This is a genomic window from Nonomuraea sp. NPDC026600, from assembly GCF_040638335.1.
GTDB lineage: Bacteria > Actinomycetota > Actinomycetes > Streptosporangiales > Streptosporangiaceae > Nonomuraea.
Genome location: NZ_JBEZYD010000012.1, coordinates 103216 through 128785, shown reverse-complemented (window position 1 = coordinate 128785; position 25570 = coordinate 103216). Strand labels below are relative to the sequence as shown.

Annotated in this window: 24 protein-coding genes; 11 read left to right on the top strand and 13 right to left on the bottom strand. The window is 67.3% G+C overall.

All coding sequences use genetic code 11. The annotated features are described in order from the left end of the window. Positions 1-177: 177 nt before the first annotated feature. The 7 genes from AB0F17_RS27520 to AB0F17_RS27490 all read right to left on the bottom strand — a co-directional run bounded on the left by AB0F17_RS27520 (position 178) and on the right by AB0F17_RS27490 (position 6823). Positions 178-2484 (bottom strand): tetratricopeptide repeat protein, encoded by a 2307-nt coding sequence (locus AB0F17_RS27520; protein ID WP_358028188.1) that lies wholly within the window; start codon positions 2482-2484, stop codon positions 178-180. Positions 2485-2521: 37 nt separating this feature from the next. Further along, positions 2522-3139 (bottom strand): DUF6879 family protein, encoded by a 618-nt coding sequence (locus tag AB0F17_RS27515; protein ID WP_358028186.1) that lies wholly within the window; start codon positions 3137-3139, stop codon positions 2522-2524. 108 nt (positions 3140-3247) lie between these two features. Continuing rightward, on the bottom strand, positions 3248-3490 hold the full coding sequence (locus AB0F17_RS27510) for a hypothetical protein (RefSeq protein WP_358028184.1): 243 nt from the start codon (positions 3488-3490) through the stop codon (positions 3248-3250). Positions 3491-3623: 133 nt separating this feature from the next. Beyond that, positions 3624-4487 (bottom strand): GNAT family N-acetyltransferase, encoded by an 864-nt coding sequence (locus AB0F17_RS27505; protein ID WP_358028182.1) that lies wholly within the window; start codon positions 4485-4487, stop codon positions 3624-3626. Between the two features lie 146 nt (positions 4488-4633). Continuing rightward, complete coding sequence (locus tag AB0F17_RS27500; protein WP_358028180.1) at positions 4634-5068, bottom strand: hypothetical protein; 435 nt, start codon at positions 5066-5068, stop codon at positions 4634-4636. A gap of 843 nt (positions 5069-5911) precedes the next feature. Further along, positions 5912-6100 (bottom strand): hypothetical protein, encoded by a 189-nt coding sequence (locus tag AB0F17_RS27495; protein WP_358028513.1) that lies wholly within the window; start codon positions 6098-6100, stop codon positions 5912-5914. Positions 6101-6229: 129 nt separating this feature from the next. Beyond that, on the bottom strand, positions 6230-6823 hold the full coding sequence (locus AB0F17_RS27490; protein WP_358028178.1) for a short chain dehydrogenase: 594 nt from the start codon (positions 6821-6823) through the stop codon (positions 6230-6232). 147 nt (positions 6824-6970) lie between these two features. Between AB0F17_RS27490 and AB0F17_RS27485 the strand changes: the two genes are divergently transcribed. Next, positions 6971-7873, top strand: a complete 903-nt coding sequence (locus AB0F17_RS27485) for a helix-turn-helix transcriptional regulator (RefSeq protein WP_358028175.1) — start codon at positions 6971-6973, stop codon at positions 7871-7873. Between the two features lie 191 nt (positions 7874-8064). Beyond that, positions 8065-9369, top strand: a complete 1305-nt coding sequence (locus tag AB0F17_RS27480; protein WP_358028173.1) for an aspartyl protease family protein — start codon at positions 8065-8067, stop codon at positions 9367-9369. A 6-nt stretch (positions 9370-9375) separates the two neighbouring features. On the opposite strand, the gene cydB is transcribed toward AB0F17_RS27480, so the two are convergent. From cydB to AB0F17_RS27460, 4 genes are all read right to left on the bottom strand, one after another. Then, entirely contained in the window at positions 9376-10254 is an 879-nt protein-coding gene (gene cydB, locus AB0F17_RS27475; RefSeq protein ID WP_358028171.1) for a cytochrome d ubiquinol oxidase subunit II, read from the bottom strand. 10 nt (positions 10255-10264) lie between these two features. Continuing rightward, positions 10265-11608 (bottom strand): cytochrome ubiquinol oxidase subunit I, encoded by a 1344-nt coding sequence (locus AB0F17_RS27470; protein ID WP_358028168.1) that lies wholly within the window; start codon positions 11606-11608, stop codon positions 10265-10267. Positions 11609-11981: 373 nt separating this feature from the next. After that, a complete protein-coding gene (locus tag AB0F17_RS27465) occupies positions 11982-12740 on the bottom strand; it encodes a methyltransferase domain-containing protein (RefSeq protein WP_358028166.1) in 759 nt (252 codons plus the stop codon). A gap of 360 nt (positions 12741-13100) precedes the next feature. Then, on the bottom strand, positions 13101-14102 hold the full coding sequence (locus AB0F17_RS27460) for a polysaccharide deacetylase family protein (RefSeq protein WP_358028163.1): 1002 nt from the start codon (positions 14100-14102) through the stop codon (positions 13101-13103). A 144-nt stretch (positions 14103-14246) separates the two neighbouring features. On the opposite strand from AB0F17_RS27460, the gene AB0F17_RS27455 reads away from it, so the two are divergent. From AB0F17_RS27455 to AB0F17_RS27445, 3 genes are all read left to right on the top strand, one after another. Then, positions 14247-15116: a carbon monoxide dehydrogenase subunit G gene (locus AB0F17_RS27455; protein ID WP_358028161.1), complete on the top strand. Its 870-nt coding sequence runs from the start codon at positions 14247-14249 to the stop codon at positions 15114-15116. 276 nt (positions 15117-15392) lie between these two features. Then, positions 15393-16289 (top strand): hypothetical protein, encoded by an 897-nt coding sequence (locus tag AB0F17_RS27450; RefSeq protein ID WP_358028159.1) that lies wholly within the window; start codon positions 15393-15395, stop codon positions 16287-16289. Between the two features lie 146 nt (positions 16290-16435). Continuing rightward, positions 16436-17107 carry a DsbA family oxidoreductase gene (locus AB0F17_RS27445; protein ID WP_358028156.1) on the top strand — a complete coding sequence of 224 codons (672 nt, stop codon included), beginning with the start codon at positions 16436-16438 and terminating at the stop codon, positions 17105-17107. Between the two features lie 85 nt (positions 17108-17192). On the opposite strand, the gene AB0F17_RS27440 is transcribed toward AB0F17_RS27445, so the two are convergent. Further along, on the bottom strand, positions 17193-18062 hold the full coding sequence (locus AB0F17_RS27440) for an LLM class flavin-dependent oxidoreductase (RefSeq protein ID WP_358028153.1): 870 nt from the start codon (positions 18060-18062) through the stop codon (positions 17193-17195). A 59-nt stretch (positions 18063-18121) separates the two neighbouring features. Between AB0F17_RS27440 and AB0F17_RS27435 the strand changes: the two genes are divergently transcribed. After that, positions 18122-18526, top strand: coding sequence for a MarR family transcriptional regulator (locus AB0F17_RS27435; protein ID WP_358028150.1), 405 nt, complete (start codon positions 18122-18124; stop codon positions 18524-18526). A 55-nt stretch (positions 18527-18581) separates the two neighbouring features. Here AB0F17_RS27435 and AB0F17_RS27430 read toward each other — a convergent pair whose 3' ends face one another. Continuing rightward, on the bottom strand, positions 18582-19217 hold the full coding sequence (locus tag AB0F17_RS27430; RefSeq protein WP_358028148.1) for a thymidine kinase: 636 nt from the start codon (positions 19215-19217) through the stop codon (positions 18582-18584). Between the two features lie 75 nt (positions 19218-19292). Here AB0F17_RS27430 and AB0F17_RS27425 point away from each other — a divergent pair, with 75 nt between their 5' ends. Genes AB0F17_RS27425 through AB0F17_RS27405 form a run of 5 tightly spaced genes read left to right on the top strand, consistent with a single transcriptional unit; the run spans position 19293 to position 25548 of the window. Then, entirely contained in the window at positions 19293-19667 is a 375-nt protein-coding gene (locus tag AB0F17_RS27425) for a hypothetical protein (RefSeq protein ID WP_358028145.1), read from the top strand. Between the two features lie 6 nt (positions 19668-19673). Continuing rightward, positions 19674-21740, top strand: coding sequence for a hydantoinase/oxoprolinase family protein (locus AB0F17_RS27420; protein WP_358028142.1), 2067 nt, complete (start codon positions 19674-19676; stop codon positions 21738-21740). After that, positions 21733-23541, top strand: coding sequence for a hydantoinase B/oxoprolinase family protein (locus AB0F17_RS27415; protein WP_358028139.1), 1809 nt, complete (start codon positions 21733-21735; stop codon positions 23539-23541). Before AB0F17_RS27420 ends, AB0F17_RS27415 begins: the two co-directional genes overlap by 8 nt. Positions 23542-23593: 52 nt before the next feature. Next, positions 23594-24481, top strand: coding sequence for a Gfo/Idh/MocA family oxidoreductase (locus tag AB0F17_RS27410; protein WP_358028137.1), 888 nt, complete (start codon positions 23594-23596; stop codon positions 24479-24481). A gap of 59 nt (positions 24482-24540) precedes the next feature. Further along, positions 24541-25548, top strand: a complete 1008-nt coding sequence (locus tag AB0F17_RS27405) for an NAD-dependent epimerase/dehydratase family protein (protein WP_358028134.1) — start codon at positions 24541-24543, stop codon at positions 25546-25548. The last annotated feature ends 22 nt before the right edge of the window (positions 25549-25570 follow it).

The window sequence follows — 25570 nt, the reverse complement described above, 5'->3', positions numbered from 1 at the left end:
CCAGGCTGGCTGGATGGGTCAACCAAACGAACCCGTCAACCCGCAGCATTGACCGATCATCACCGGTTCACCATGCCGCTCACCCGTCCCTCACTACGCTCGACGCGGTTTCAGAGAGACCCCTGGTGGGTCTCGCTTCGTTTCCTCATTGAGCTTGAAAAGCCGCTTGGCCAGACCTCACTCCGACTCGTCCAGGACGGCCTCTGTGGCCTTCGAAAGCGGGTGATCTTCGCCGAGCCCACTTCGTTTCAGGCGCAATACCTCAAGAAACTCGGTGTGGGCCTCGTCGAGGCGGCCGGTGGATCTCATGACGGCCGCAAGCCCATGTCTGATGATCAAGGTGTTCGGGTGGGCTTCTCCGTATACCCGAGTGGCCGTCTCCAGAAGCTCACGCAATTCCGTCTCGGCGGCGACGAAATTGCCCCTTTGCTGCATCGTCTCCGCCAGCTCGAACCGGATGTCCAATGTAGTGAGCTCGGCTTCGGAATGAAACTCGCGCCAATCGGCCAACACCTTGCGATAGACTGTTTCCGCTTCATCGAATCGGCTTTGACGTCTGAGGCAGACTCCAAGATTCAACGCTGTGTTTATCGTATCGGGATGCAGTTCTCCGAGCACGCGGCGTGCGAGCTGCAACAGATCCCGAAATTCCGTCTCAGCAGCGTCGACTTGACCGTCCTCACGAAGGGTTCGGCCGAGGTTGAGCCGGATGCTGACCACAAGCGGATGCTCGAGTCCGTGTGAGTGTTGTCCTACGGCCAGAATTGTTCGAAGCATCTCCTGTGCTTTTCTGTTGTCACCGTTCTCCCTCACGGAGCGCGCAAGGTTGTTTCCTATCGTCAACGTTTCGATGCTCTCCGCGCCCAAGAAACGATCGGCGACATTTCGCATTATGTGGTAGTCAATGCATGCCTGCATGTATTGCCCTGCCATGTATCGGTACCAGGCTGAACGCTCCGCTGAGACCAAGGCGGCCTTGCAGATCTCGGCATCGAATGTATCTGAGCTCGCGATCAGCTCAAGAGGGGCGATACAGTGCGGAGCCACGACCGACCATGCTGGCCAGTGGCTTGCATCGTCCGGGTCTAGCACTTGCGTCACTTCGTCCATCGTTTCGGCGAGGACAGCTATGTAGGCAGCCAGCTTTCCTTCGCTACGGAGGTTGCGTAGTGTGACCGTGCGGACAAGTGGATGCATGCTGAGGCGGTAACTCCACTCTTCCGCCCTTGCCGAGGGGATGGGCCGTTCCTCAGGAGCGTTGTTAAGATCGAGAGAGATCAGCCCAAGACCGGCAAGGGCGCGCAATGACGCTCCTATTTTTTGGGGTGAAGGGTCGGCGAACAGCGTGTTTCGTTGCAGGACCTCGGGCTTGACGATGGCCAGGTATGGCACAGGAGAGGCTCCGCAGCAGGCAAGGAGCCTGAGCAGCGGCCGAGCCAGATCATGCCCTTGCCTTTCGAGTAGATCGAGCGACATCTCCCACGTGGTGCTCAAAGCGCGTCGGTTGTCGGCCGCTTCCCCCGGTCCCTCTGCAGGCATCTCTAATTGTCCTAGTCGTATATCGAGATTCATTCGGTAGGCATGGAAAGTTCTAAGCGAGTCTTTGTGTGGAAAAGGATCAGTCGCCACCGAAGCGAGATAGCGCCCGGCAAGTTCTAATGCGAGAGGCACCCCGCCCAGAGCAATCGACAAGTATGCGGCGTCCTCTGTGCGTCCCGCATGAGGTGCGTGATCAACAAGCACCTGAGCACCTATGTCGGAGCTCAGCGGAGGTACGTATCGCATGTTGATCCACGGGGCCCATCGTTCGGGCCTGCCGTTACGGCTCGATATGATGATTCCGTTTCCTGCCGTTGCCGGCGGGCGCAGCCATTCGGTTCCTTCTTTTATTCCTCGGCTTGAGCTGCCGAGAGCGGCGGGGTCGTCCGCGTTGTCGATGATGAGAAGCCAGGAATAGTTCAGCGCGTTCAGGTATGTCCACAGGACATCGGCTGGGTGTGCATGATCGAAATCATCGTCTCGGGCGCCCAGTGAGAAAGCCAGAGCGTAGAGGGCGGCTCTCATCCCGTCCGATTCATCTGCGGGGATCCACCAGACTCTGACCTGGTTCTTCATGGCGCGATGAGCGATCTCCAGAGCGAGCGCCGTCTTCCCGATCCCTCCCATACCGTAGAAAAGCTCCACGTAGGGCTGCTTCTCTTCGCCGTGCGTTGATAGCTGGATAAGATCGTCTATGCGCTGAAGAATTTCGCCCCGTCCGCGCAGGGCATGGGAGGGGATGCGCAATTGTGGGACGACGATGGGCGGTGCGGTAGCGGCTACGGAACGTGCCTGCGCGGAACCGAGGAAGAAGTTGTATTGGATGCCAGACTGCTGTGCCGCCTGCTGCGCATGATCTTGCGCTCGGGAAGCTTGAATGGCTGCGTGGCGAGGCGCAGGCTCATTCCTCCAAGTCGCATCACGGCTTTCGCTGGCTTCCATCATGACTCCACTCGACGAGTGACATATGGGAAGTCGTTGACTAGCTGGCTGTCGCGTCCAGATAGATTCGGCTCTCAAGCATGGGAACGGATTCTTGAATCAATCGATCAGCGACCCCTGCATATGCTTTCACCAGCGCGGGATCTTCCACCAGTCGTGCTTCCTCCAACGTGGAAGTCTGAAGATCGTAGATTAGTGCGATGACGACTCTGTCATCGAAAAGCACAAAGTCGGAGATGTTCGTCTCCGCAAACATTCGTCCGACGTCGCTCGCGTCGATGAACCGTATATCTTCCCCCTGCTCAATGTCAGCCAGGTATGCGGCAAATTCGTAGTGAATCAGATATGAGGTCAAGGGAAGCTGGCATATGCGGAGGCGGATCATGGCGACCTCCCGCTCGCGCGCATGCGAATAAATCTCATCTTGATTCATAACCTGATCGCGAACCAACCGTGCGGCCTCGACATGATCCCCGCGCTTGAACGCTTCATATCCAGCAAATCCGGACTCGTCATACTCTTGTAGGAATTCAACCTTTACCCATCGTGAGCGCAACCCTCGGAAAAAGGTCATAAAATCGTCTACTCCACCCGATGTGGTACTCAACGGGCGATATGTTGCTGGCGGGTAGATTTTCATAACGCCTTCCTCGGGCAAGAAGTGACAATATGGACGAATCGGATCACCTTTCGGTGCGCGTCAGCGCAAACCACTCTACTGAAGTGGAATGTGCTGACGCTGCCCGATGAATCTGCTGTCGGAGTGTCACTCTAAGGGGATGCTCTCGCGGGCCTTGATCAGCACATGCCTTGGAAGCACCACAATTCCTTCGCCCGGGTCTAGGAAGGCATCCGAGGGCAGATGCGGCTCTAGCGCTGCGGTCTGTTCCATGCCGATGATGGCGAAGTCACCGGACTCGAGCTCCCAGATGTCAGGGCAGCTGTTCGCTCCGGCGCTTCCGTTTCCTTCGGCCGCGTGCGGATGCGGGCCGATGCGTTTTTTGAACATAACCCTCTCCAGAGATTATTCTCATCCTGATGGATGAAAAGGGGAGATCGCGTTGACAATTTGGTGCCGCACGACGCAGTGGCGGGATCCTTTCCTTTTATGGCCAAGCTGCAATGTTATGAATGTAAGGATCTTATGCTCCGGTGGCTGTTGTTCTATTGCTACGCCAGATCGTCCATAGCGGACGATAATCCAGTCGCGCCCAAAACGGTGCGGAAAGAGGGTTGAGCAGTGCATGATGCAAAAGAATGGTCCGGTGGCCAGCGTTATTCAGAGCCGAGTGCACATGCCTTATCAGTGCCGTCCCTACCCCCGTGCCACGATGAGCCATCTGCGTGCCGAGCGTCGATATGTATACTGGTTGCGCCTTGCGGACGTAGGGCGCCACACCCGCGCAGAACGCTGGCAGGTCGACTATGCACAGGCCAACGGCATTGCCATCGACCTCTGCCAGCCATATCCAGGTTTCACATCTCTGAAAGAGAGCGAGCACGGCACCGCGTAAAAGCGTAGGAGCGCGAGGATGATTGCTGCCGACCCCTAGCGCGGCATCGTAGGCCACTACTTCAAGCCAGAGAGAGACGATAATATCGATATCTCCAAGGGTGGCAATCCGTACGATGGGATCGCGGCCTGTGGTCACCTGTGCAGAGGAGCCTTTGTTTTGATCCCGGATCGCCAACGAGGTCTGGGGAATAAAGCCATGCTGGTAAAGGACAGGAATGCCCCACGTCTCCCGGCTGGGCCACATCAGATAGACGTGGGCCTGTGGCGCGCTGAGTCTTTTACTATCTTGACAGGCCTCGCGCCACCAATGGAGCAACTCGTCCAAGCTCTGGTATGCATCAGGTCCAGCCACCAGGGGAAGGGCTGTAGTGCTGTCCAGTTCTCGCCATAATGTTGCGAGGTCGTCGGGCTTCAAGTGGTGCGTTTGCGTGAGCATGTAGGCATTTGACGGTGATTCGAGGAGGTCGTAGCCGCCGCGCTCGATCAGCAACGTAACTTCCGGCAAGAGTGCATCTAGCGACTGCCAGCGGTGTGTCGTCTCTAAAGCAAGACGGATTTGTCCCCGCGATGTTGTCATTCACTACCGTCGGTTCATGATAAAGGTTGCCTTGTGGCTGATCTGAACTTTGTACATCGTTATCTTGTGGTGCCATGGAATGTGTTGGTCTGTGTGCCATGACCTTGAATTGCTTGCTGCGCCTGGTCGGAAGCCGAGGCATTGACGCTCACATTGAGGCCATAACAGCTAGACCGCCGGCGCGCCTCATCAATCAGTCGCTGGACCTCTCGTGCGAGTTCGTCATCCCCTTGCAGGGCTCTGTCGATTGCTACGCGCAAGACCGCCTGGAGGTCCGCGTCATCAGGGTTATCTGCCAAGTCACGTAGGGCATCAGGGGCGTCTTCTGCCTTTTTGGCGCCGAAAACACGCTGAAGTACGCGGCGGCCCCAAACAACTGTCGTATCAGCACTCTCATCGGTGACTTTGTCGAGCACGGCCGCGCCGTATGCCCCGACTGCTGCCGCGACGTAAGGAGACAGCTCTGCCACCAGTCCCGGTATATCGTCGCCCATCTTTCGGCCCCCTGCACAAGTCGGGAGAGCTCAGTGACATGACAACGTCAGCACCAATGTATCTGCCGCTCGCATGGTAGTCACGGCCTGAGCCGAATTATCTTCGGTTGCCCAAGAGAGATCTTATAGGGCGAGCGCATTAACTGAACCACTCGCGCCATCGTGATCTGTGGCTGGGGACGTTCATTTGACCAGCTGCATCCGTGTGTACAGCGGTTCGTCCCAGGGTGGGAGCTGGTAAGCGCCACCTGGCAGCGCGACTACCCCGGGATGCGGGAGTGGTCCCAAAGGCCGCTGGGTCGTTTGCTCGTGCCTAACTGCTCCTCGCATGCAGGGCAGCGATCCCTTACTCCTTGTAACGGCGATTTTGTTCCTTTTATCCTTATTGGACCGCAGGGCTGTGTTGGTCTGCTGGCAATGCGATACGACGGAAGTATGCGTAGGGGCGTGGGTGCACACCTACCGAGCAGAAGTATCACGAGTGTTTCGGCGGGGACGGCGGACCGGTTCAGGCGGGGAGGACTACCAGGGAGATCGTTCGGGGGGTGAGGGCGCTTAGGCCGCATAGCCTGGAGCGAGGGCGGTTTGGAGGCGTTGCGGCCCCTGTCGCAGCTCTCGCAAGAGAAATTGTTTGGACGTCAAGAAGAGCGGCGCGGGCCAGGCTGATGAGATCCCCGCGGAGGTCGGCATCCACACGGTGTCTACCCGCCTCCGCATGCCTCGGGCGAACTTGGTTCAGCCGGTCAAGCTGGCAAAGCGCACAGGAAGTCAGTTCGCGCGCAGCGAGGCCCTTCAAGTGGGCGGGCGTCAGCCCGCCTGGGAGAACGTCCGGTTGGCGCCCTCTCAGGTTCGGCTGGGAGTGGTGGGAAGGTCCCCGGCCCCTGCCGGACGTGGCTGAGACGGGTGCGGAGTGTCGCCCAGGCGAGCCTGTTCGCGCCACATGGCGGTCTTCAACTCCTCGCGGATCCCGGCGTAGGCCGGGGCGTCGTAGACGTTGCGCAGTTCTTCGGAGTTGTTTCGCAGGTCGTACAGTTCCCACTCCGGGGGTAGGTGTACTAGCCGCTGCCCTTCAGCCCGAGGCTCTTAGCCGTACACCACCCTAGGTGGAGGGATTTTGTGGAATAGCTGTCTGTTGGGGCGGCGTCGGATGGCTTGCGGCGTTCACGACGTGCCCACGGTGAGCGTACGGCCGTGGGCGGCGCCTTCCACGGCCTCCATGTACACGCGGGCGACCTCGTCCACCGGGGTGCCAAGAGCCGGGTCCATGCCCAGGCCGAGGAGGGTTTCGCGGACCCAGCCGGGGCTGACGGTGTTCAGGCGGACGCCACGTGGCATCTCCGTCGCTGCGGCGTGTACGAACGCCTCCAAGCCGGCGTTGACCAGATAGCCGAGTGAGCTTCCCGGGACGGGGGCGGCGAACCGGCCGCTGGTGAGCGTCACGGATCCGCCGTCGCGTACGTGGGCGAGCGCTCGCCGTACCAGGTTCACCTGCCCGACGAGTTTGCCGTCGAGGCCGTTCCAGAAGTCCGGGTCCGACGGCGCGCCCAGCGGGGTCAGGCTGCCACTGGCGGCGCAGCACACTACCGCGTCCACTTCGCCGACCTGCGTAAACAGGGCGTCGATCGAGGCGGTGTCCGCCATGTCCACTCGCAGCGGGCCACGGCGCGACGCACGCACCACCTCATGGCGCACCGCCAACCGATCGGCCACCGCGCTCCCGATGGTTCCCGTCGCACCGATCACAAGAATCTTCACAGCATGTCCGTTTCGTCTGGTGGCTGGCAGGGACCAGGCTGCGACAGGCAGGCATGCCGGGCCCAGCCACCTGCCGGGTGTACACCTGCGGTGACTACATCTGACAGGTGCAGGCTCGACAGCCGTGGCTCCGCGACACTGGTACGTATGGGGATATATGCGGAGCTGGGGGAGTTTCTGCGATCGAGGCGGGCGCGGCTGCGGCCGGAGGATGCCGGGCTGCCCACGTACGGGGGGCAGCGCCGGGTGCCGGGCCTGCGTCGCGAGGAGCTGGCTCAGCTCGCCGGGGTGAGCGCCGGCTACTACACCCGGCTCGAACAAGGGCAGAGTCCCAATGCCTCGGATGCCGTGCTCGACGCTGTCGCCCGCGTTCTGCGTCTGGACGATGCCGAGTGTGCCCATCTATACTCACTGGCCCGGCCGAGGCGTTCGGTGACCCGCCGCCGGGTCGCCGCCAAGCCCGAGCAGGTACGGCCGGGTGTACGACTCATGATCGAGTCGTTCGGGGACGTGCCCGCCCTGGTCATGGGGCGCTTCCTCGACGTCCTCGCGTGGAACCCGATGGCGCACGCTCTGCTGGCCGGCCATCTTGACCTGGACGCGCCGAACCGGATCGCCGACCGGCCCAACATCGCCCGCATGCTGTTCCTGGACCCCCACATGCGGGAGCTCTATTCCGAGTGGACCTGTAAGGCCCGGTCCACCGTCGCCGATCTGCGGCTGATCGCCGGACGCCACCCCGGTGCCCCTGAGCTGAGCGAGCTCATCGGCGAACTGGCCCTCGGAAGTCCCGAGTTCGCGAAACTCTGGGCCGCCCACGCGGTGGGTGATTGCGGCACCGCGGCCCGTACCTACTGCCATCCGGTGGTGGGCACCATGGCGCTGATGGCCGAGTTCATGGTCCTGCCGGACGATGAGGGGCAGCGTGTGGCCGTGTTCAACGCCGAACCGGGCTCACCCTCCGAAGCCGCCCTGCGGATGCTCGCCGACCTGACCGCCACCGCTGCACCGTTCGTCGGGCTTTGGGACACCAAGGGGGACCGCCCCTAAAGGGCTCCGCTGTCGCCGGGCCGCGCTGCGCTGAATCCTTCACAGGGTTGCGGAAAGAGCCGCGGGGGCCACTTCGAGGGCTGCGCGGCCGTGGAAACGCCGGGGAAACATGCCTCCGGGTTGTGTGGCCTCACGATCGCTGCGATCACCGCGGCGGTGCGACGTGTCGAGCACGACGTGAGGACCTTGATATGACCCCTTCAGCCGATTTCCAGGCCCCCGACCGGCGCGCGTTCCTGCGGCGCGCGGGCCTGGCCGTGGCCGCGGGTGCGAGCCTTCCCCTGCTGGGTTCCGTCCCGAACCCGGCGTCCGCGTCCGCGGACGATCCTGACCAGCTGTTCAAGGAGGGTAGGTTCGCCGCGGCCGAGCGCGGCTATCGGCGCCTCCTGGGCGAAGATCCGCAGAACGCGCACGCCTACGCCCAGGTCGGTTACATCGCCCTGCTGTCCAACCGCTTCGGCGACGCGGAGAAGCACTTGTCCAAGGCCGTCGCCCTGCAGCCCGGCGACATCGCCTCGGCGCAGCGGCTGGCCGAGTGCTTCGTCCGGCAAGATCAGCTCGCCCGCGCCGTACCGCTGCTCCAGGGCACCGGCCGCCCTCGCGACAAGGCGTACGGCGATCTCTACTCCCACATAAGCGGCACACCATGGCAGATTCGCGGGGCGCAGAGCGCGCACGTGCCCTTCGTCACCCTGGATCCCGTGCCTGCCGTCGAAGCCAGCCTGAACGGGGGGACACCGGGGAGGTTCTGGCTCGACACCTACGCGACGCTCGACCTGTCGCGTGAGGTGGCGGAAGCGGCGGGGCTGCGCGCGGTGGCCAGCCACTCGGGAGGGGTCGCCAACAATCAGCCGATCACCATCTGGCTTGGCGTCCTGGACTCGTTCAAGATCGGTAACGTCGAGATCCGCAACCTTCCGGTGCAGTGGAGCGACGCGCAGCGGCCGTCCCTGCCTGACGGGTCACCGGCGGCGGGCGCGTTCGGAACGACGATCTTCTACCACTTCCTGACCACGATGAACTACGCCGGCCGCGCCCTGATCCTGCGGCGCAAGACCAGAACCGCGCCGCGAGCACGCGCCGCCGACCGGCTCCCGCTGTGGCTGGCCGGCGACCACTACCCTTGCACGCTGGGCAGTCTGGGCGACTACGGGCCGCGGATGGTCACCGTCGACACCGGCGGCATCGGCGTCGGCCTCGACACCACGGTGGAGATCGCCGAGCGGGTGGGCATGGAGGTGGACTACGACCATCCCATCCCACAGGCCGGAACCAAGCTCTATCCGATCACGGCCGAGCGCATCAGCCTGGGCGGGGCGGTCGGGCGCAAGGTGCGCGGCCACGCCGCCGAGCAGGTCTTTCCCGGATTCCCCGGCCCAGGCCAGTCCGCGCAGTTCGGCTTCGAGCTGATCGCCAACTTCACCCACGAGTTCTTCAAGCCCTTCGCGATCACCTTCGACTACACCGACATGCGCCTCTCCATCACCCGCGGGTGAGTCCTGTCAGTGCGTCAGGACCACGCGCTTGCGGAACACCCAGTAGGTCCACCCCTGGTACACCAGCACGAACGGCAGTGTGATCAGCCCGATCCAGCTCAGCATCGTGAGGGTGTACGGCCCCGAGGCCGCGTCCGTGAGCGTGAGGCCGGGTAGCGGCGCCCACCGGAGTTCGGCGAAGAGCGCCACCGAGGCCAGGGCGATGGCGCCGGCGGTGGCGGCGAAGGCCCAGCCCTCCCTGCGGCGGAACGTCAGTGCCGCCGCGGCGGCCAGCGCCGCCATGGAGATCAGGGCGGGGATCGAGCCCAGGGCGGACAGAGCCGCCACGGCCAGCGGCAGGACCACGGCGCTCGCGGCCAGCGCGGTCGTGCGGGCGCGTCGGCGTACCGGGCCGTCGGTCTTGAGGGACAGGAAGACGGCGCCGTGCAGGACGCACGTGGCCAGCGTGAAGAGGCCGCCCACGAGCGCGGCGAGCGCGCTGTCGAACAGCAGGTCGGCGAAGACCGCGCCCCACAGGAACGCCGGGAGGGCGCTGCCGGCCACGATGCCCAGGTCGCACCAGACCGGGTTGGTCACCTTGCCGCGCCATTCCAGGCCGACGCCGCGGACGATCAGGCCGACCAGGATCAGCACCACCGGCAGGTAGAAGGCGCTGAACATGCCGGCGTACCAGGCGGGGAAGGCCGCGAACATGGCGCCCACCGCGGTGATCAGCCACACCTCGTTGCCGTCCCAGACCGGGCCGATCGTCTCCAGGCTCTGCCGGTGCTGCTCGGGCCCCCTGCTCACGAACGGTGCCAGCAGGCCCACGCCGAAGTCGAAGCCCTCGAGGACGAAGTAGCCGGTCCAGAGGAAGGCGATGATGACGAACCACAGGTTGATCACTGTCTGCACCTCAATACATCAGCGACGGCTGGAGTCGCTCGGTCGCGGGGACGGGCTCCGTCTGTTCGGGGCCCTTGCGTACGTGCCTGGTCAGGAGTACGGCTTCGGCCACGGCGAGCGCGCCGTACAGGAGGGTGAAGATCGTCAGTGAGGTGGCCACCTCGGCGAGGCTCACGCCGGGCGACACGCTCGAGGCCGTGAGCAGCTCGCCCGCCACCGTCCACGGCTGGCGGCCTATCTCGCTCAGCAGCCAGCCGGCGATCATCGCGAGGAACGGCAGAGGCAGGGCCAGCACCATGGTCCGGGCCAGCCAATCGGGCATGTCGCGTCTGCGGCGGGTGAGCCAGAGGCCGAGCACCGACAGCGCCACCGTGGTCAGGCCGAAGACGATCATCACCCGGAACGACCAGAAGACGACGGGCTGGTTCGGCCGGTAGTCGCCGGGGCCGAACTGCCGCTCGAACCTGGCCTGCAGGTCCTCGGTGCCCTGGACCGTGGCGGTGAAGTCGTGGGTGGACAGGAAGCTGAGGACGTTCGGGATCTCGATGCCGGGGGCGATGGAGAACGGGGCTCCGGCGGTGTCGTGTTCGAGGCCCTCGGCGGAGGCCAGCTTCATCGGCTGCTGCTCGTACAGCAGCCTGGCCGAGGTGTCGCCGGTGCCCGCGACGACGGCCCCGGCCAGCGCGGTCATGATCAGCGCGGCCCGCGCGGCGCTGCGCCACATGGGGGCTTTCGTCTTCAGCAGCCAGTAGCCACTCACCGCCAGCACGAACCCGCCCGCCACGATGAAGGCGGCGGCGATGACGTGCGGCACCTGGGTGGTCGCGGTGGGGTTGGTGAGCACCGCCCACAGGTCGGTCATCCTGGCGCGGCCGTCGACCACCTCGTAGCCGACCGGGTGCTTCATCCAGGCGTTGGCCGCGAGGATGAAATATGCCGACAAGTTGGAGCCGATGGCGGCGGCCCAGATGCACGCCAGATGGACCTTCTTCGGCAGCCGTTCCCAACCGAAGATCCACAATCCCAGGAACGTGGACTCCATGAAGAACGCCAGCAGCGCCTCCATGGCCAGGGGTGCGCCGAACACGTCGCCGACGAACGTGGAGTATTCGCTCCAGTTCATGCCGAACTGGAACTCCTGCACGATGCCGGTGACCACGCCCATGGCGAAGTTGATCAGGAACAGCTTGCCGAAGAACTTCGTCAGCCGGAGGTAGTGCTCCTTGCCCGTCCGGTGCCAGGCGGTCTGGAGCCCGGCCACGAAGATGCCCAAGCCGATCGTCAGCGGCACGAACAGAAAGTGGTAAACGGTGGTCACCCCGAACTGCCACCGCGCGAGATCGAGCGCGTCCATCTTCCCCCCACCGGGTGCTTTGCTCTACAAGCTGTAGTGCGTCTACTTACAGTAGTACTACAGCCTGTAGAGCTGGGCTATGCGATCTTCGTCACAAGCCTGCGGATCGGTGGTCTCACGATGGCGTGCGGTGGTGTCCGGGCGCGTCAGCCGAGGGGCTGATTCGTGCGTACGACTTGGGGTGGACCTGGTCCACGGCGCCGGGCGTCAGCCGGTTGCGCCAATGGGCTGGGTGGGGGCCGGGGTGGCGCGGGCCTTGGCCTCGGCGCGAGTCGGAGACCGCGGCGGCTCGATGGCGGAGCGCCGGCCATGCCCGCCTGGTCGGCGGGCGCGGCCGGCGCCCGGAACGGTTCCTTGATCTCCGCCCGGTGGCCTACGGCCGTCGGGCCACCAAGAGCAGCCGGGGGCTGCCGAGCCGGAACGGCGTGCCGTCGGCGTCGCCGTACAGTTCGACGCCGCTGAACCCGGCCTCGTGGACCAGCCGGACGACCTCCGCGGCGGTGTAGACGTACTGCACCGAGGTCCCGCGGTGCTCCTGCGTACCACGGCGGAAGGTGAAGGAGGTGAGCCAGCGGCTGTTCGCCGCGTCGTACTCGTTGACCGAGACGGCCTCGATCCCGCCGAGTGTCATCGGCGGCTCTTCCAGGGTCAGGTTCGGCAGCAGCGACTCGGCCACGAACCCGTAGTCCAGGATGAGCGTGCCTCCGGGCACGACGAGCCCGGCGAGGCCCGCGAGGAACTTCTGCGTGCCGGCATGCTCCAGGTAGCCGAAGGCGTTGCCCATGCACATCGCCGCATCGGCCCGGACGTCGGCGGGAAGCGCCCGCATGTCGCCTTGGCGCAGATCGAGGTCGAGCCGCTCGTCTGCGGCGGTGGCGCGGGCGTAGGCGATGGCCTCGGCCGAGACGTCCAGGCCGGTGATCTGGTGGCCGCGCCGGGCGAGTTCGAGGGCGTGCCGGCCGCTGCCGCAGGCCACGTCCAGCACCCGGGAACCGGGACGGAGCCCGGCCAGGCGGGCGACGAAGTCAGCCTCGGCGGCGGTCGTCCACTCGGGTACGGCCGCGCGCCAGAAAGCGTTGGGCAGCTCGGTGAAGAAGTCCGCGTACCACGCGGACAGGGAGTCGTGCGACATTTCCGTGTGCTCCAGATCAGGTGCGCGGCGACCGGCGCCGCGCGGACGAGAGAATCTCCGCGAGACCGGGACACGACGGAAAAAGTGCGGTCACCCGCACCGCACCGGCCGCTGGAACGGCCGTCTCGTCATCCGCCCCGGAGTGACCGGGCGGTGACCATGGCATCGCCTTCTCGTGATCGGCCGGGCCTGACCCGGCGAGGAGCAACCAGGGCCAGCTTACGATCCACCCCACCGGCTCTTCAACGGGATTGGCATCGCGTTCCCGCCGTCATGCTCACGCAGGCGATCAGGTTATCGAGCCGGCTCGCCGCGATGCGCATGTCGCCTCGTATGGGGATGCCATCGGAGCAGGCGGTTTCAGCGGGTGGTGGCGGCTTCCAAGTACGCCTGGAGGTTGCCCAGTTCGAAACCGCGGCGCTTGATCTTGTCGACCAGGATGCGGAAGTCCCTGGCCAGGTTCGGGCGGAAGTGGATCAGGAGGATGTCGCCGGGGCGCAGCTTCTTGTCCGGCACCTGGTAAGCGATCTTGCCGCCGGGCTGCACGGTGGCCGTCCAGAGCAGGACCGTCTTGAGGCCGCAGTTCTTGGCGGCTCTGAGCGTGTCGGTGTTGTAGTTGCCGAACGGTGGTCTGAACAGTGTCGGCCTGGTGCCCAGCTCTCTCCTGATGATGGTGGAGGAGCCGCAGATCTCCCGTCGCTGGGCGTCGTAGCCGAGGAGGCGGAGGTTCGGGTGGGTGAGGGTGTGGTTCTCGATGGGTACGTGGGCGTCACGTAACGACCGGAAATATCCCCATTTACCGGCTCCTACGAACTGGCCGGGGCCGCCAGCGGGGTCGGGCGTGCCCTTGGCCTCCACCGCGTCCCGCATGGCGAACGCCGTGATCGGGATCCGCTGGTCGCGTACCTGCTGGACGAAGCCGGGGTCCTGTTCCCAGCCGTCGTCGATGGTCAGGAAGACGACCTTGCGGGTGGTGGGGATCGAGCTGATCACCGGAGGCAGGGAGCCGGTGGCCGGGATCTCGCGCACCTCGCCGCGCCTGGGCACCGCGCCGGGCGGGCCGTCGGGTCGCTGCGTGGTCGTGTCGGATCTGGGGGCGGTGGTGCTGGTGGACGTGCTGCCTGGCGTGGCGCCGGTCATGTCGCCTCCTGGACCGTCTGCCGTACCGCCTGACCCGCCGCCGGTCGCGCAGCCGGCCAGCAGGACCGCGACCGCCGCCACGGCGGCCACGCGGCCGGGCCGGGCCACGGGGGCCGAACCGCCCACTTGGGCTGCTCGGGCCACACCGGCCATGCGCCCTGCGGGGAATGTGCGGGCGACTCGGGCACCCAGCACATCGGCCACATGGGCCACGATCGACACGATTCGTCCCCTGACTCGACCCTTCAACATTGGCCCCATCCTGCCAGCCATGATCGCGAGGTGAGCGCATCCGATAAGGAGTGATCGTCCGGCTGGCGAGTGTTGCCCTTATCGCGAACGTCGCTTCGTCCCTAGAGTGGCGATGTGAAGGTGGCAGGTAGCGCCATGATCGGCGTCGAGAGACATCGCGTGTGGGACGCGCTCCAGGATCCGGCGGTGCTGGTGCGCACCATCCCGGGTTGTGAGCGCCTGGAGGAGACGGGGCCGGATACGTACCGGATGACGGTGACGGCGGGGGTCGCGTCCATCAAGGGCGTCTACCAGGGCGAGGTGTCGCTGGCCGAACCGTCGGAGCCGGAGAGCTTCGTGCTGCGGGCGCGCGGCCAGGGCGCTCCGGGGACGGTGGAGGCGACCGTGCTGGTACGGCTCAGCGAGGTCGACGAAGGGACCCGGGTCGACTACGACGCCGACGCGGTCATCGGCGGCATGATCGGCGGGGTGGGTCAGCGGATGCTCGGCTCGGTGGCCAAGAGGACGGCGGGGGAGTTCTTCGCGGCCGTCGAGGATCATCTGCGCGCCCCGGAGGGTGAGTACGCCGTGCGCGGTGGCGTACCCGCGGCCGGAGAGGCCGGGCAGCGGGCGGCGGCGGATCGTGGGGCCGGGCAAGGAGCGGCGGAGCGTTCCGGGGCCGGACAGGGAGCGCTGGTGCGTTCCGGAGCCGGGCAGGGAGCGGTCGCGGAGGGAGAGGCTGAGCGCGGGGTGGGGGTGGACGAGTTGGCCGCACGCCGAGCCGCGGTGGCGCGCGCGGCCGATGAGGCCGCGGGTGCGGAGGGGCGTCGGGCGCCTGCCGTGTATGAACGCCCATCCGCCGTGTACGAGCGCCCGCCCAGGACCCACACGGAGACGCGCCCGTGGGTGATGCTGGCGTCGTTCGGGATGGGGGCGGGCATCGCCCTGACCGGCGTCGCCGTGGGCTGGCTGCTCGGCCGGACGGGCCGACGCCCACGCCCCTGACCGCCGGCTCACCATCCCGTCGGTCGAGAGACGATACGGAGAAGAACGGCCGCGCCCGCCACCAGGTATCGCCCCGAGGGACGTCGGCATCGTTTTGGGGACGCCTGGCGCTGGGCCTCGCTTTTGGGGGATGTCCGGCGCTCGGCGTCGCCTCCGACGGACCGGCCGCTGGCGAGGGGGCAGAGGTCTCGAAGGTGGCCAGGTTGTCAAACCGGCTGCTCATGAGGGTGGGGCTGAGCTCTCGCGGAAAAGGATCTCCAGGCGTAGCGTGGCTTTATGCGGCAGGCACACGCTGAAGACGCACGAACCGAGGCCCGGCGAGTCATACGCAACCTACTCGGAGAGGAGCGCCCGACCGCCGAGGCGCTGATCGGCGACGCGCGCCCCGCGCTCGGCGACGAGCGGACCGAACGCTGTCTGGGTCTGGCGCTTGGCGCGTCCCTCACCAGGCGGTCCGCCGAGCTGGCCGCCATCGCCGCGCTGCTGGTCGGCGCCCGCGAGCTGGGTGACGAGTGGTGGACGCGGCCCAGGGGCGGCAAGTTGCCCGCGCCCGACGAGGTGCTGCGTACGGCCGTCGCGATCGAGCCGTGGACCGATCTGACCGCGCTGGAGATGCTGGCCGCCTGGATCTCCGACGACGCGGCCGACCAGATGTGGGGCGAGCCCGTTGCCCAGGTGGACCTGAACTCGTGGCAGGCCGAGGACCGCTTCGAGCTGCCCGCGGGGGCGAAGCCGGGTCAGCGGCTCGTCGTGCACTTCGATGCCGGCGGACGGCTCGACGCGGTCGTCACCCGGCGGCCTGACGAGGACCTGGGCTCGAACCTCGACTTCCACTCGTTGCGTTATTCGCGTCCCGCCGAGGCGCAGTGGAGCTGGGGCGTGGCGGCCGGGCTCGGGCCGCACCGGCTGCCGGGGGAGGACCCCGATCCGTACGCCCGCGAGGTCCCCACCGCCGCCGCCGGCATCCTGCGTGCCTGGGCGCTACGGCACGGCGCCACCCGCGAGCAACTGGGCGAGCGGTGGCAGACGGTCGGCGACGTGGTGGCGACCATTGAGCGGGTCGATTGGATGTGGCGGAGCGGGGAGTGGTTCGGCTGGTGGCGCGGTGCCTCGGCCCTGGTGGACGACTCGGCCTACCTCCCCTACCGGCTGGAGGAACTGGCCGCCGGGTGACTGGTTTGTCGGGAACGGCTGCTGGGTGACCGGCCTGATGAGTACAGGCCACCGGCCTGTCGGGGAGCTGGCCATGTGGTGACCGGCCTGATGGGACGTTCAAGGCCCGTGGAATGGGGACCGGGTCCTGGAGGTTGTCATCGAGCGTGAAAGTCGAGATATTTTCGGACATCGTCTGCCCCTGGTGCTACATCGGTCATGCCCGCTTCGCCCGCGCCGCCGACCGGTTCCGCGCCAAGGGCGGCATCGTGGACATCACCATGCGCCCGTTCCAGCTGAACCCGGACGCCCCCGCCGAAGGTGAGCCGCTGCTCCCTGCCCTGGAGCGGAAGTTCGGCGAGAACGTCGCGCAGATGACCTCCCGGGTCACCGGCGTGGCCGCCGAAGAGGGGCTGGACGTGCGCTTCGAGCAGGCCGTCAGCGCGAACACGTTCGAGGCGCACCGGCTGGTCGAGCTCGCCACCCGGCAGGGGCGCGGCCAGGAGGCGGTCGATCGGCTGTTCCGCGCGCACTTCACCGACGGGCTGAACGTCGGTGACCAGGACGTGCTCACGAAGCTGGCCGCCGAGGTGGGCGTGGATCATCCGCCGGGTGAGGGCGCCCAGGAGGTGCGCGAGCAGCTTGACCGGGCGCGGGCGCTGGGGATAACGGGTGTGCCGCTGTTCCTGTTCGAGGGGCAGTTCGCGGTTTCGGGGGCGCAGCCTGCGGAGACGTTCGACGCCGCGCTCGACGAGGTCGCGGCGCGCACCGGCCAGACGCCGGTGACCATCCTCGCGGACCCGGCCGACGGCTGTGACGACGGGTACTGCGCCGTCTGAGCGGTGACGTCCCTGCTCTATCTCGGCGTTTGAGCCGTGACGTCCTTGGCTACCGCGCCGTTTGAGCGGTGAGTGACGTCCTCGGCTACCGTGCCGTGTGAGCGATGATCTCTTCGGCCAGCCATTCGGCCACGTTCGCGGGGCCGGGCGGGCGGACGCCGAGGACGAAGTGCGTCACACCGGTGTCGGCCAGCTCGCCGATCAATGACCGGGCGGTGGCGGGGTCGTCGGTGGAGACGACGAGTTGGGTCGAGCGGGTGATCTCCGCCGGGTCGCGCCCGATGGCGGCGCACTTCTCGTCGAGCACCTTGTTCCGTTCTCTGATGAACTCGATCGTGTTGTGCGGCGGCCCCGGCACGTTCCAGATATCGGCGTGCTCGGCGACCACACCGAGCGTCCTGTCGCCCCACCCGCCGATCAGGAGCGGTGGCGGGACGGCGGGTTTCGGCGAGCACACCACCTCGCGCAACTGGTAGTAGCGGCCGGAGAAGTCGAACCGGTCCTCGGTCCACATCCGCTTGATGATCGTGCAGGACTCGGCCAGCCTGGCCACGCCCTCGGCGGGTGAGGCGATGTGCAGGCCGTACGCGTTGTACTCCCTGGGCACGAGCGTGTCGCCCGGCTGGTGCGTGCCGCCGACGCCGAGGCCGAGGACCAGCCGGCCGGGCGCGATGGCGTCCACGGTCGCCGCGATCTTGGCGAGTACGGCCGGCGGCCTGGTGAGGTTGCTCGTCACCATGAGCCCCAGTTGGAGCCGGGAGGTGCGCGCGGCCAGGGCGGCGAGCATCGTCCAGCCCTCGTGGATCGGCGCGTCCACCGGCCCGAACAGCGGCAGCATGTGGTCCCAGAGCCAGGCGTGCTCAATGACCGGGACGGCGTCGGCCTGCTGCCAGGTCCGCAGCAGCGCGTCGTACGTGACGCCGACGGGGACGGTCTTCATTCCAAAGCTCAGCATGGATCAGCTCCACTGATTGTCAGTGCTACTGATGATTAGGCTAGTGCGAGAATCGGGAGGTGTCGAGACGTCGCCTTGGATACCTGCTGAAGCACGCGAACCTGCGCCTGACCCAGCTCACCGGGCCGGCCCTGGAGCCGTACGGGATCGACGGCCGTGAGCTCGCCGTGCTCCACGTGCTCGACGAGGCCGATCCGCTGTCGCAGCAGGAGGCCGCGCGGCGGTTGCGGATCGACAGGACGACGATGGTCGCCCTGATCGACACGCTCCAAGGCAAGAAGCTGGTCAGCCGCCGGCCGCATCCGGACGACCGGCGCAAGAACATGGTCGAGCTGACCACGCGCGGCCGCGACACGCTGCGCGAAGGGGGTCAGGCCGTCGAGGAGGCGGAGCGGGCCTTCCTGGCGAAGCTGCCGGCCGACGACGCGGCCCGCCTCAGAGAGCTGCTCGACCGGCTGATCTAGAGTCGGCCGATCCAGAGTCGGCTGATCCAGAGCTGGTAGCTGACCCAGGGTCGGGTCAGAGAGTGCCCTCGCCCAGGAGGCCGGAGCGGTGGTGGCGCCGGCAGAGCACCTGGTAGCGCACCGGAGACGCGTCCGTGTCGCCGATCACGACCTGCTCGCCCGTACGGACCAGTTGCCCGCCCACGATCCGCCCGTTGAGCAGTCCGGGCCGCCCGCACCAGCACAGCACCTCGACCTGCAACCGGCACACCTCGTCCGCGAGCTCGAACAGCCGCTGCGCCGCCGGGAACATCACGGACCTGAAGTCGGAGGCCAGCCCGAAGGCGTAGACGTCGATGCCGTGGTCGTCCACCAGGTCGGCGAGCTGCTCGATCTGGTCGACGGTGTAGAAGCAGGCCTCGTCACAGATCAGGTAGTCGATCCGGTCGTGCCCGTTCACCAGCGCCACCAGATCGAGCGAGTCCACGACCTCGATCGCTTCGAGACCGAGCCCTATCCTGCTGGTGACCTGGGGTCCGCCCGAGCGGTCGTGCTTGGTCAGGACCAGCCCGCGCCTGCCCTGGCGGCCGTGGTTGTAGTTCATCTGAAGCGCGAGTGTGGACTTCCCGCAGTCCATGGGACCGAAGTAGAACTTCAGTACGGCATCACGGGCGCCGGCCGGGACGGCGGACAGGGCAAACGATTCGGTCACAGGGGGCCACCTTAGCGGTTGGCTTGTTCCATGACCTCGTGGGACATTTCTCCCCTGGAGTTATCAGGAGGATCCGTGGTCACAGAGAAGCCACCACCCGCACTCGACGCGATGATGACGACCGACGACCTCACGGCGGCGCAGGCCGACGCCACGAGGTGGCGGTACGGCTTCCTCGTGGTCGTGACGGGGATCGTCGCGATCCTGGTGGCCTTCGGGGCCGCCGTGTTCGCCACGAGGGAGTTCGCGGCGTTGTTCGCGGGTGTGGCCGGGGTGGTCGGCACGATCATCGGCGCCTACTTCGGCGTGCAGGCGGGGCAGTCGGGAAAGGCCAGGGTGGAGGCCGAACTGGCCAGGTCACAGGAGTTGGTAGTGCGGTTGGCGGCATATGTTGGCACTGAGAACGCGCCCCGTGTCATCGATGAAGTGCTCGGCCGGCGCCGAAGCTGAGGAGCCATGCGTAGCGTCCGTATCGGAGTCGACACCGGAGGCACCTTCACCGACGTGGTGGCGGTGGACGACCAGACCGGTGAGATCGTCACGACCAAGACCCCCTCGACCCCGGCGAACCCAGCCGACGGGTTCGTCAGGGGTATCGAAAAGCTGGGCCAGCTCGACGCGAGTTCCGTCGTGCACGGCACCACCGTGGCCACCAACCAACTGCTCGAGGATCGGATAGCGAACCTGGGGTTCATCACGACCGAGGGTTTCGAGTACATCCTGGAGATCGCCAGGCAGAGCGTGCCCGACGGCTATGGCAACTCCTACTTCTGGGTCAAACCACCGAGGATCGTCCCGATCCACCTGGTCAAGACCATCGGGGGGCGCCTCGACCACACCGGCGCCGAGGTGCGCCCGTTCGCCGAGGAGCAGGCCGCCGAGGTGGCGCGCTGGTTCAAGGCCAAGGGCGTCACCGCGATCGGTGTGTGCTTCCTGCACTCGTACGCCAATCCGGACCACGAACGGCGCATGCGCGACGTGCTGGCCCGCGAGCACCCCGAGGCGGTCGTCTCGCTGTCGAGCGACGTGCTGCGCGAATACCGCGAGTACGAGCGGTCGGTCACCACGCTCGTGGACGCGGCGGTCAAGCCGACGATGCGCCGTTACCTGGCCAACCTGTCGGCCCGGCTCGGCATGCCGTTCTCGGTGATGAAGTCGAACGGCGGCGTGCTGTCGGCCCGCGAGGTCGTCAACCAGCCGATCACCACGGTGCTGTCGGGACCCGCGGCCGGCGCGCTGGGCGCGGCGCTCATCGCGGCCACGGCGGGGCACCCGTCGGTGATCACCCTCGACGGCGGCGGCACCTCCACCGACGTCTCGGTGGTGATCGACGGCGAGCCGTCCATCACCACCGAGGGCGCCATCGGCCGCTACCCGTGCAAGATCCCGATGATCGACATCGTCACCGTCGGCGCGGGCGGCGGCTCCATCGCCTGGATCTCGCCCGAGGGCACGCTGAAGGTCGGCCCCAAGTCGGCGGGGGCCGATCCGGGACCGCTCTGCTACGGCCGGGGCGGTACCGAGGTGACGGTCACCGACGCGCACGTCTTCCTCGGCCGCATCCCGCCGCACCTGCTCGGCGGCGAGATCCCGCTCGACGTGGCGGCCGCGCGCACCGGCATCGAGGCGCTGGCCGACAAGCTCGGGCTCAGCGCCGAGCGGACCGCGACCGGCGTCCTGGAGATCAGCGCGTTCAACCAGAGCAACGCCATCCGCCAGCTCACCGTCAAGCGCGGGCTCGACGTGCGGGACTTCCCGCTGGTGACGTTCGGCGGCTCGGGGCCGCTGCTGGCCTGCCGGCTGATCGACATCCTGGGCCTGCCGGCGGTGATCGTGCCGCCCGATCCGGGCAACGTGTCGGCGTTCGGCCTGCTCACGGTGGACGTCAAGAACGACTACGTCCGTACGTACGTCACCCGCGACCTGTCCCCGGCCACGGCCGGGGAGATCTTCCGCGAGCTGGAGGGCGAGGCGGCGCAGGCGCTCGACCGGGAGGGCTTCGACGAGCCGGTCTACGCCCGCAGCGCCGACCTGCGGTACTACGGCCAGGCGTACGAGGTGCGCGTGGCCGCCCCGGCGGGCGAGGTGGACGAGGAGTGGCGCCGGGAGGTGCTGGACCGCTTCCACGAGGCGCACGAGAAGCTCTACGGCTACGGCTACCGCGACGACGAGCGGCACGGCGTCGAATGGGTCAACCTGCGCGTCTCCGGCATCGGCCCCATCACCCGCCCGGCCATCCGCCGTCGGTCGCCGCGCATCGAGGAGCGCACCGAGGAGGGCACTGAGGAGGGCACTGAGGAGGGCACTGAGGAGCGCACCGAGGAGCGGCCTGCGGCGGCGACCAGGAGCGTGCACTTCGAGTCGGCCGCCGACACGCCGATCCACCAGCGGTCCGACCTGGACCCCGGCACCGTGGTCGAGGGTCCGGCGGTCATCGAGGAGTACGGCTCGACGATCCCCATCCATCCCGGCTTCACCGCCGAGGTGGACGAGTACGGCAACGTGGAGGTGCGGCGTGGCTGACCCCGTTCTCATCGAGATCGTCGAGGGCACCCTGGCCTCCGTGGAGAAGGAGGTCGAGACCGCGATCGCGCGGACCGCCCGCTCTCCGATGATCCGCGACGCGCACGACTTCCGCGCGGGCATCCACGACGCGCGGCTGCGTAAGCTGACCGGCCGCTCCTACAGTGCGCTGGTCCAGCCGATCGTCCGTGACTTCCCGATCGACACGATGAAGCCCGGCGACGTCTACTTCCACAACGACGTCTACCTGTCCGAAGGCGGAATCGGCCACCTGCCCGACCTGTGCGTCACCGTCCCGGTCTTCCACGAGGGCTCGGTGGTGGCCTTCGTGCAGGCGTTCGGGCACCACGACGACATCGGCGGCTCGGTGCCCGGCTCGATGCCCTCGCACGCGCGCAGCGTGTTCGAGGAGGGGCTGATGGTCCCGCCGATCAAGCTGTGGGACGCGGGCGTGCCCAACGAGGCCGCGCTGCGCATCATGATCCGCAACTCGCGCATGCCCGACTCGCTGGCGGGCGACCTCGACGCCGAGTGTTCGGCCTGTCTCATGGGGGCGCGCCGCCTGGGCGAGCTGTTCGACAGGTACGGCAAGTCCGAGGTCGAGGAGTGCTTCGACGCGATCATCGGCAAGACGACGGAGACGTTCCGGCGCGAGCTGCTGACCAAGATCCCCGAGGGCACCTACACCTGGGAGGACTACGCCGAGCACGACGGCGTGGACGAGCCGAGACTGCACGCCCAGCGGATCACGCTCACCGTCGACCACGCGGCGGACGCCCCGCTGAAGATCGACTTCACCGGTACGTCACCGCAGGCCAAGGGGCCGATCAACCACGCGGGAGACTACGCCGACGGCGTGTTCCTGAAGAAGTGGCTGGCCCCCATCCTGCGCAACCTCGCCGACACCCCCGACCGCATGGCCGAGCTGGACGTCAACGAGGGCGTCGTCCCCCTGATCGAGATGGTCTTCCCGGAGAAGGGGACGCTGCTCACGCCGATCTTCCCAGCTCCCACCAACGCCCGGACGTTCGTGATCCTGCGCCTGCTCGGCGTGCTCGCAGGTGTGCTGGCCAAGGCCACCGGCGGCCGTATGCCGGCCGACCAGGAGACGATCCGCTACACCGGCGTCCACGGCGCCGACGCCGACGGCGTCCCGTACCTGATGAGGGAGGTCCTCGGCGGCGGCTCCGGCGGGCGCTGGTACGCCGACGGCGAGGACACCATCCACGTGGTGCCCGACTCGCGCAACATCCCCGTCGAGTTCGCCGAGGCGCGCTGGCCGTTCCGGGTCGAGCGGCTGGCGCTGGCCTGCGACTCGGGTGGGCCGGGCATGTTCAGGGGCGGGCTCGGCTACGACAAGCACATCAGGATGCTGCGGGACGCCTCGTACATGTCGATCGCCGACCGGTCGATCCTGTCGTGCTGGGGCGTCAACGGCGGGCTGGCCGGGCGGCCGTTCCGGGTCGAGATCGCGGGCAAGGAGATGGAGGGCCTGGTGGACGACCACCAGGTGCAGGCGGGCGAGACCATCCGCATCCGCACCACCGGGGGCGGCGGCTGGGGCTCGCCGTACGATCGGGACCCGCGCGCGGTGGCGGCGGACGTCCGCGACGGCAAGGTGTCGATCGCGGGCGCCCTGGGCGACTACGGCGTGGTGCTGGACGGCGACCGCATCGACGAGCAGGGCACCGCCGAACTCCGCGCCAACCTGCGCCCGCCGGCGGGCCGCTTCTTCGACCGCGGCCCCGGCTACGCGAAGCTGTCGGGCGGCCGCTCCCACGCGGAGGTGGACGAACTCTAGCGGCTGCCATGATGTCCTCCATTCCCGGATAAATCCAGAAATGGAGGACGTCATGCGCGTCGCCCTCGCCGGTCTCGCCACCAGCCATCCCTTCACCGACGCCCACACCCTGGCCCGCCACGCGGACCTGCTGGTGTGGGAGGAGGACCCGGAGCGGCTGACGCGCTTCACCGAGGAGCACCCGGCCGCCAAGGTGCTGCCGAGCCTGGCCGCGCTGCTGGCCGCCGAGCCCGACGGCGTGGTGCTGACCGTGCCGAACCCACGGGTGCCCGGGGCACTGGCGGTCGTGCTCGGCACCGGTGCGGCCTGCTTCGTGAACAAGCCCGCCGTCGCCACCCGCGCCCAGTTGCGCGAGCTGGACCGGCTGCCGATCCACGACCGCGTGCTGTCCAGCTCGGTGCTCCGCTTCGCCCCGGCCTTCGCCGGAACCCGGGTGGACCCCGCCGACGTGCTCGCGGTCCGGGCCACCGTACGGCATGACGTCGGCCTCTGGGCCACCGGCTACAACGCCTGGCAGGACACCCCCGGCGAGGGCGGCGGCACGATGGTGACCATGGGGATCCACGGCGTGGAGCTGCTGGTCGCGCTGCTCGGCCCGGACGTACGGCTGGCCGGCGCGGCCTCGGCCACCAGGCACTACACGGGACTGCGCTCGGAGGACACCGGCGTCATGGCCCTGCGCTGGGACAACGGCGTCACGGGCACCGTCGAGATCCTCGGCGTCTCCGACGAGGAGTCCTACACCGTCACCGTCCACCGCCGCGGCGGCACCGACACCATCGTGATCGAGGGCGGCGACGACCACGTCCAGGGCCTCGGCTACGAGGGGACGATCGAGGCGTTCCTGGCCATGATCGGGGGTGCGCCGAGCCCCGTCCCGTGGGCGGAGACCCGGGCCATCCTGGAGGTTCTGGTCGCGGCGCGCGAGGGCGCCCATTGACAGCCCAACTCCGGCGCAGTTACGGTCTGGACCGTAAATGACGTAACGGAGGAGAGTGCGTGCGGACGACAGCGGAACTCGAGGAGCGGCTGGCGCGGCCGGGCGACGCCCTCGTCGGCGACCTGAGCCGGCTCGACGGCGACATCCTGATCCTCGGCGCGGGCGGCAAGCTCGGCCCGAGCCTGGTCCGGCTGGCGCTCAACGCCACGCGCGGCGACCGGCGGATCATCGCGGTGTCCCGGTTCTCCGAACCGGGGCTCGCCCGGGCGCTCCAGGACGACGGCGCCACCGTGGTCGCCGCCGACGTGGCCGACGAGGGGGCGCTGCGCGAGCTTCCCGACGCGCCGAACGTGGTGTTCCTGGTCGGCGCCAAGTTCGGCACCGAGGGCCGCGAGCACGCCACCTGGTTCACCAACGCGTACCTGCCCGGCCGGGTCGCGGACAGGTACAGGGACGCCAGGATCGCCGCCCTGTCCACCGGCAACGTCTACCCGCTCGTCCCCGTCACCGGCGGCGGCAGCCTCGAGGGCTCGCCGACCGGGCCCGTCGGCGACTACGCGATGAGCTGCCTCGGCAGGGAGCGGGTGCTGTCGCACTTCGCGGAGGCGAACAGCACGCGCATGTCGCTGATCCGGCTCAACTACGCCGTCGAGCTCCGCTACGGCGTGCTCGTCGACCTGGCCGGGAAGATCCTGGCCGGGGAGCCGATCGACCTGTCCACCGGCCAGGTCAACGTGGTGTGGCAGGGCTACGCCAACGAGGTCGTGCTCCGCTCGCTGCTGCTGGCCGAGACGCCGCCGTACGTGCTCAACGTGACGGGACCCGAGCTGATCTCGGTGCGGCAGGCGGCGCGGGATCTCGGTGCGGCGCTGGGCAAGGAGCCGGTGTTCACCGGCGAGGAGGCGCCCACGGCGCTGCTGTCGAACGCCGGCAAGTGCCACCGCCTGTTCGGCTACCCGGAGCTCACGCCCGCCGAGCTGATCGAGCACACGGCCCGCTGGGTGGCGGACGGTGGCCCGCTGCTCGGCAAGCCCACCAAGTTCGAACGCCGTGACGGCCGTTTCTAACCGCCTGCCCTACCCATTGACC

Excerpts from the sequence above, each read along its gene's own strand:
- AB0F17_RS27520 (WP_358028188.1), bottom strand. The coding sequence starts at position 2,484 with ATGATGGAAGCCAGCGAAAGCCGTGATGCGACTTGGAGGAATGAGCCT.
- AB0F17_RS27410 (WP_358028137.1), top strand. The coding sequence starts at position 23,594 with ATGCGCGTCGCCCTCGCCGGTCTCGCCACCAGCCATCCCTTCACCGAC.
- AB0F17_RS27420 (WP_358028142.1), top strand. The coding sequence starts at position 19,674 with ATGCGTAGCGTCCGTATCGGAGTCGACACCGGAGGCACCTTCACCGAC.
- AB0F17_RS27470 (WP_358028168.1), bottom strand. The coding sequence starts at position 11,608 with ATGGACGCGCTCGATCTCGCGCGGTGGCAGTTCGGGGTGACCACCGTT.
- AB0F17_RS27510 (WP_358028184.1), bottom strand. The coding sequence starts at position 3,490 with ATGTTCAAAAAACGCATCGGCCCGCATCCGCACGCGGCCGAAGGAAAC.
- AB0F17_RS27500 (WP_358028180.1), bottom strand. The coding sequence starts at position 5,068 with ATGGGCGACGATATACCGGGACTGGTGGCAGAGCTGTCTCCTTACGTC.
- AB0F17_RS27465 (WP_358028166.1), bottom strand. The coding sequence starts at position 12,740 with ATGTCGCACGACTCCCTGTCCGCGTGGTACGCGGACTTCTTCACCGAG.
- AB0F17_RS27440 (WP_358028153.1), bottom strand. The coding sequence starts at position 18,062 with ATGCTGAGCTTTGGAATGAAGACCGTCCCCGTCGGCGTCACGTACGAC.
- AB0F17_RS27450 (WP_358028159.1), top strand. The coding sequence starts at position 15,393 with ATGCGGCAGGCACACGCTGAAGACGCACGAACCGAGGCCCGGCGAGTC.
- AB0F17_RS27485 (WP_358028175.1), top strand. The coding sequence starts at position 6,971 with ATGGGGATATATGCGGAGCTGGGGGAGTTTCTGCGATCGAGGCGGGCG.
- AB0F17_RS27480 (WP_358028173.1), top strand. The coding sequence starts at position 8,065 with ATGACCCCTTCAGCCGATTTCCAGGCCCCCGACCGGCGCGCGTTCCTG.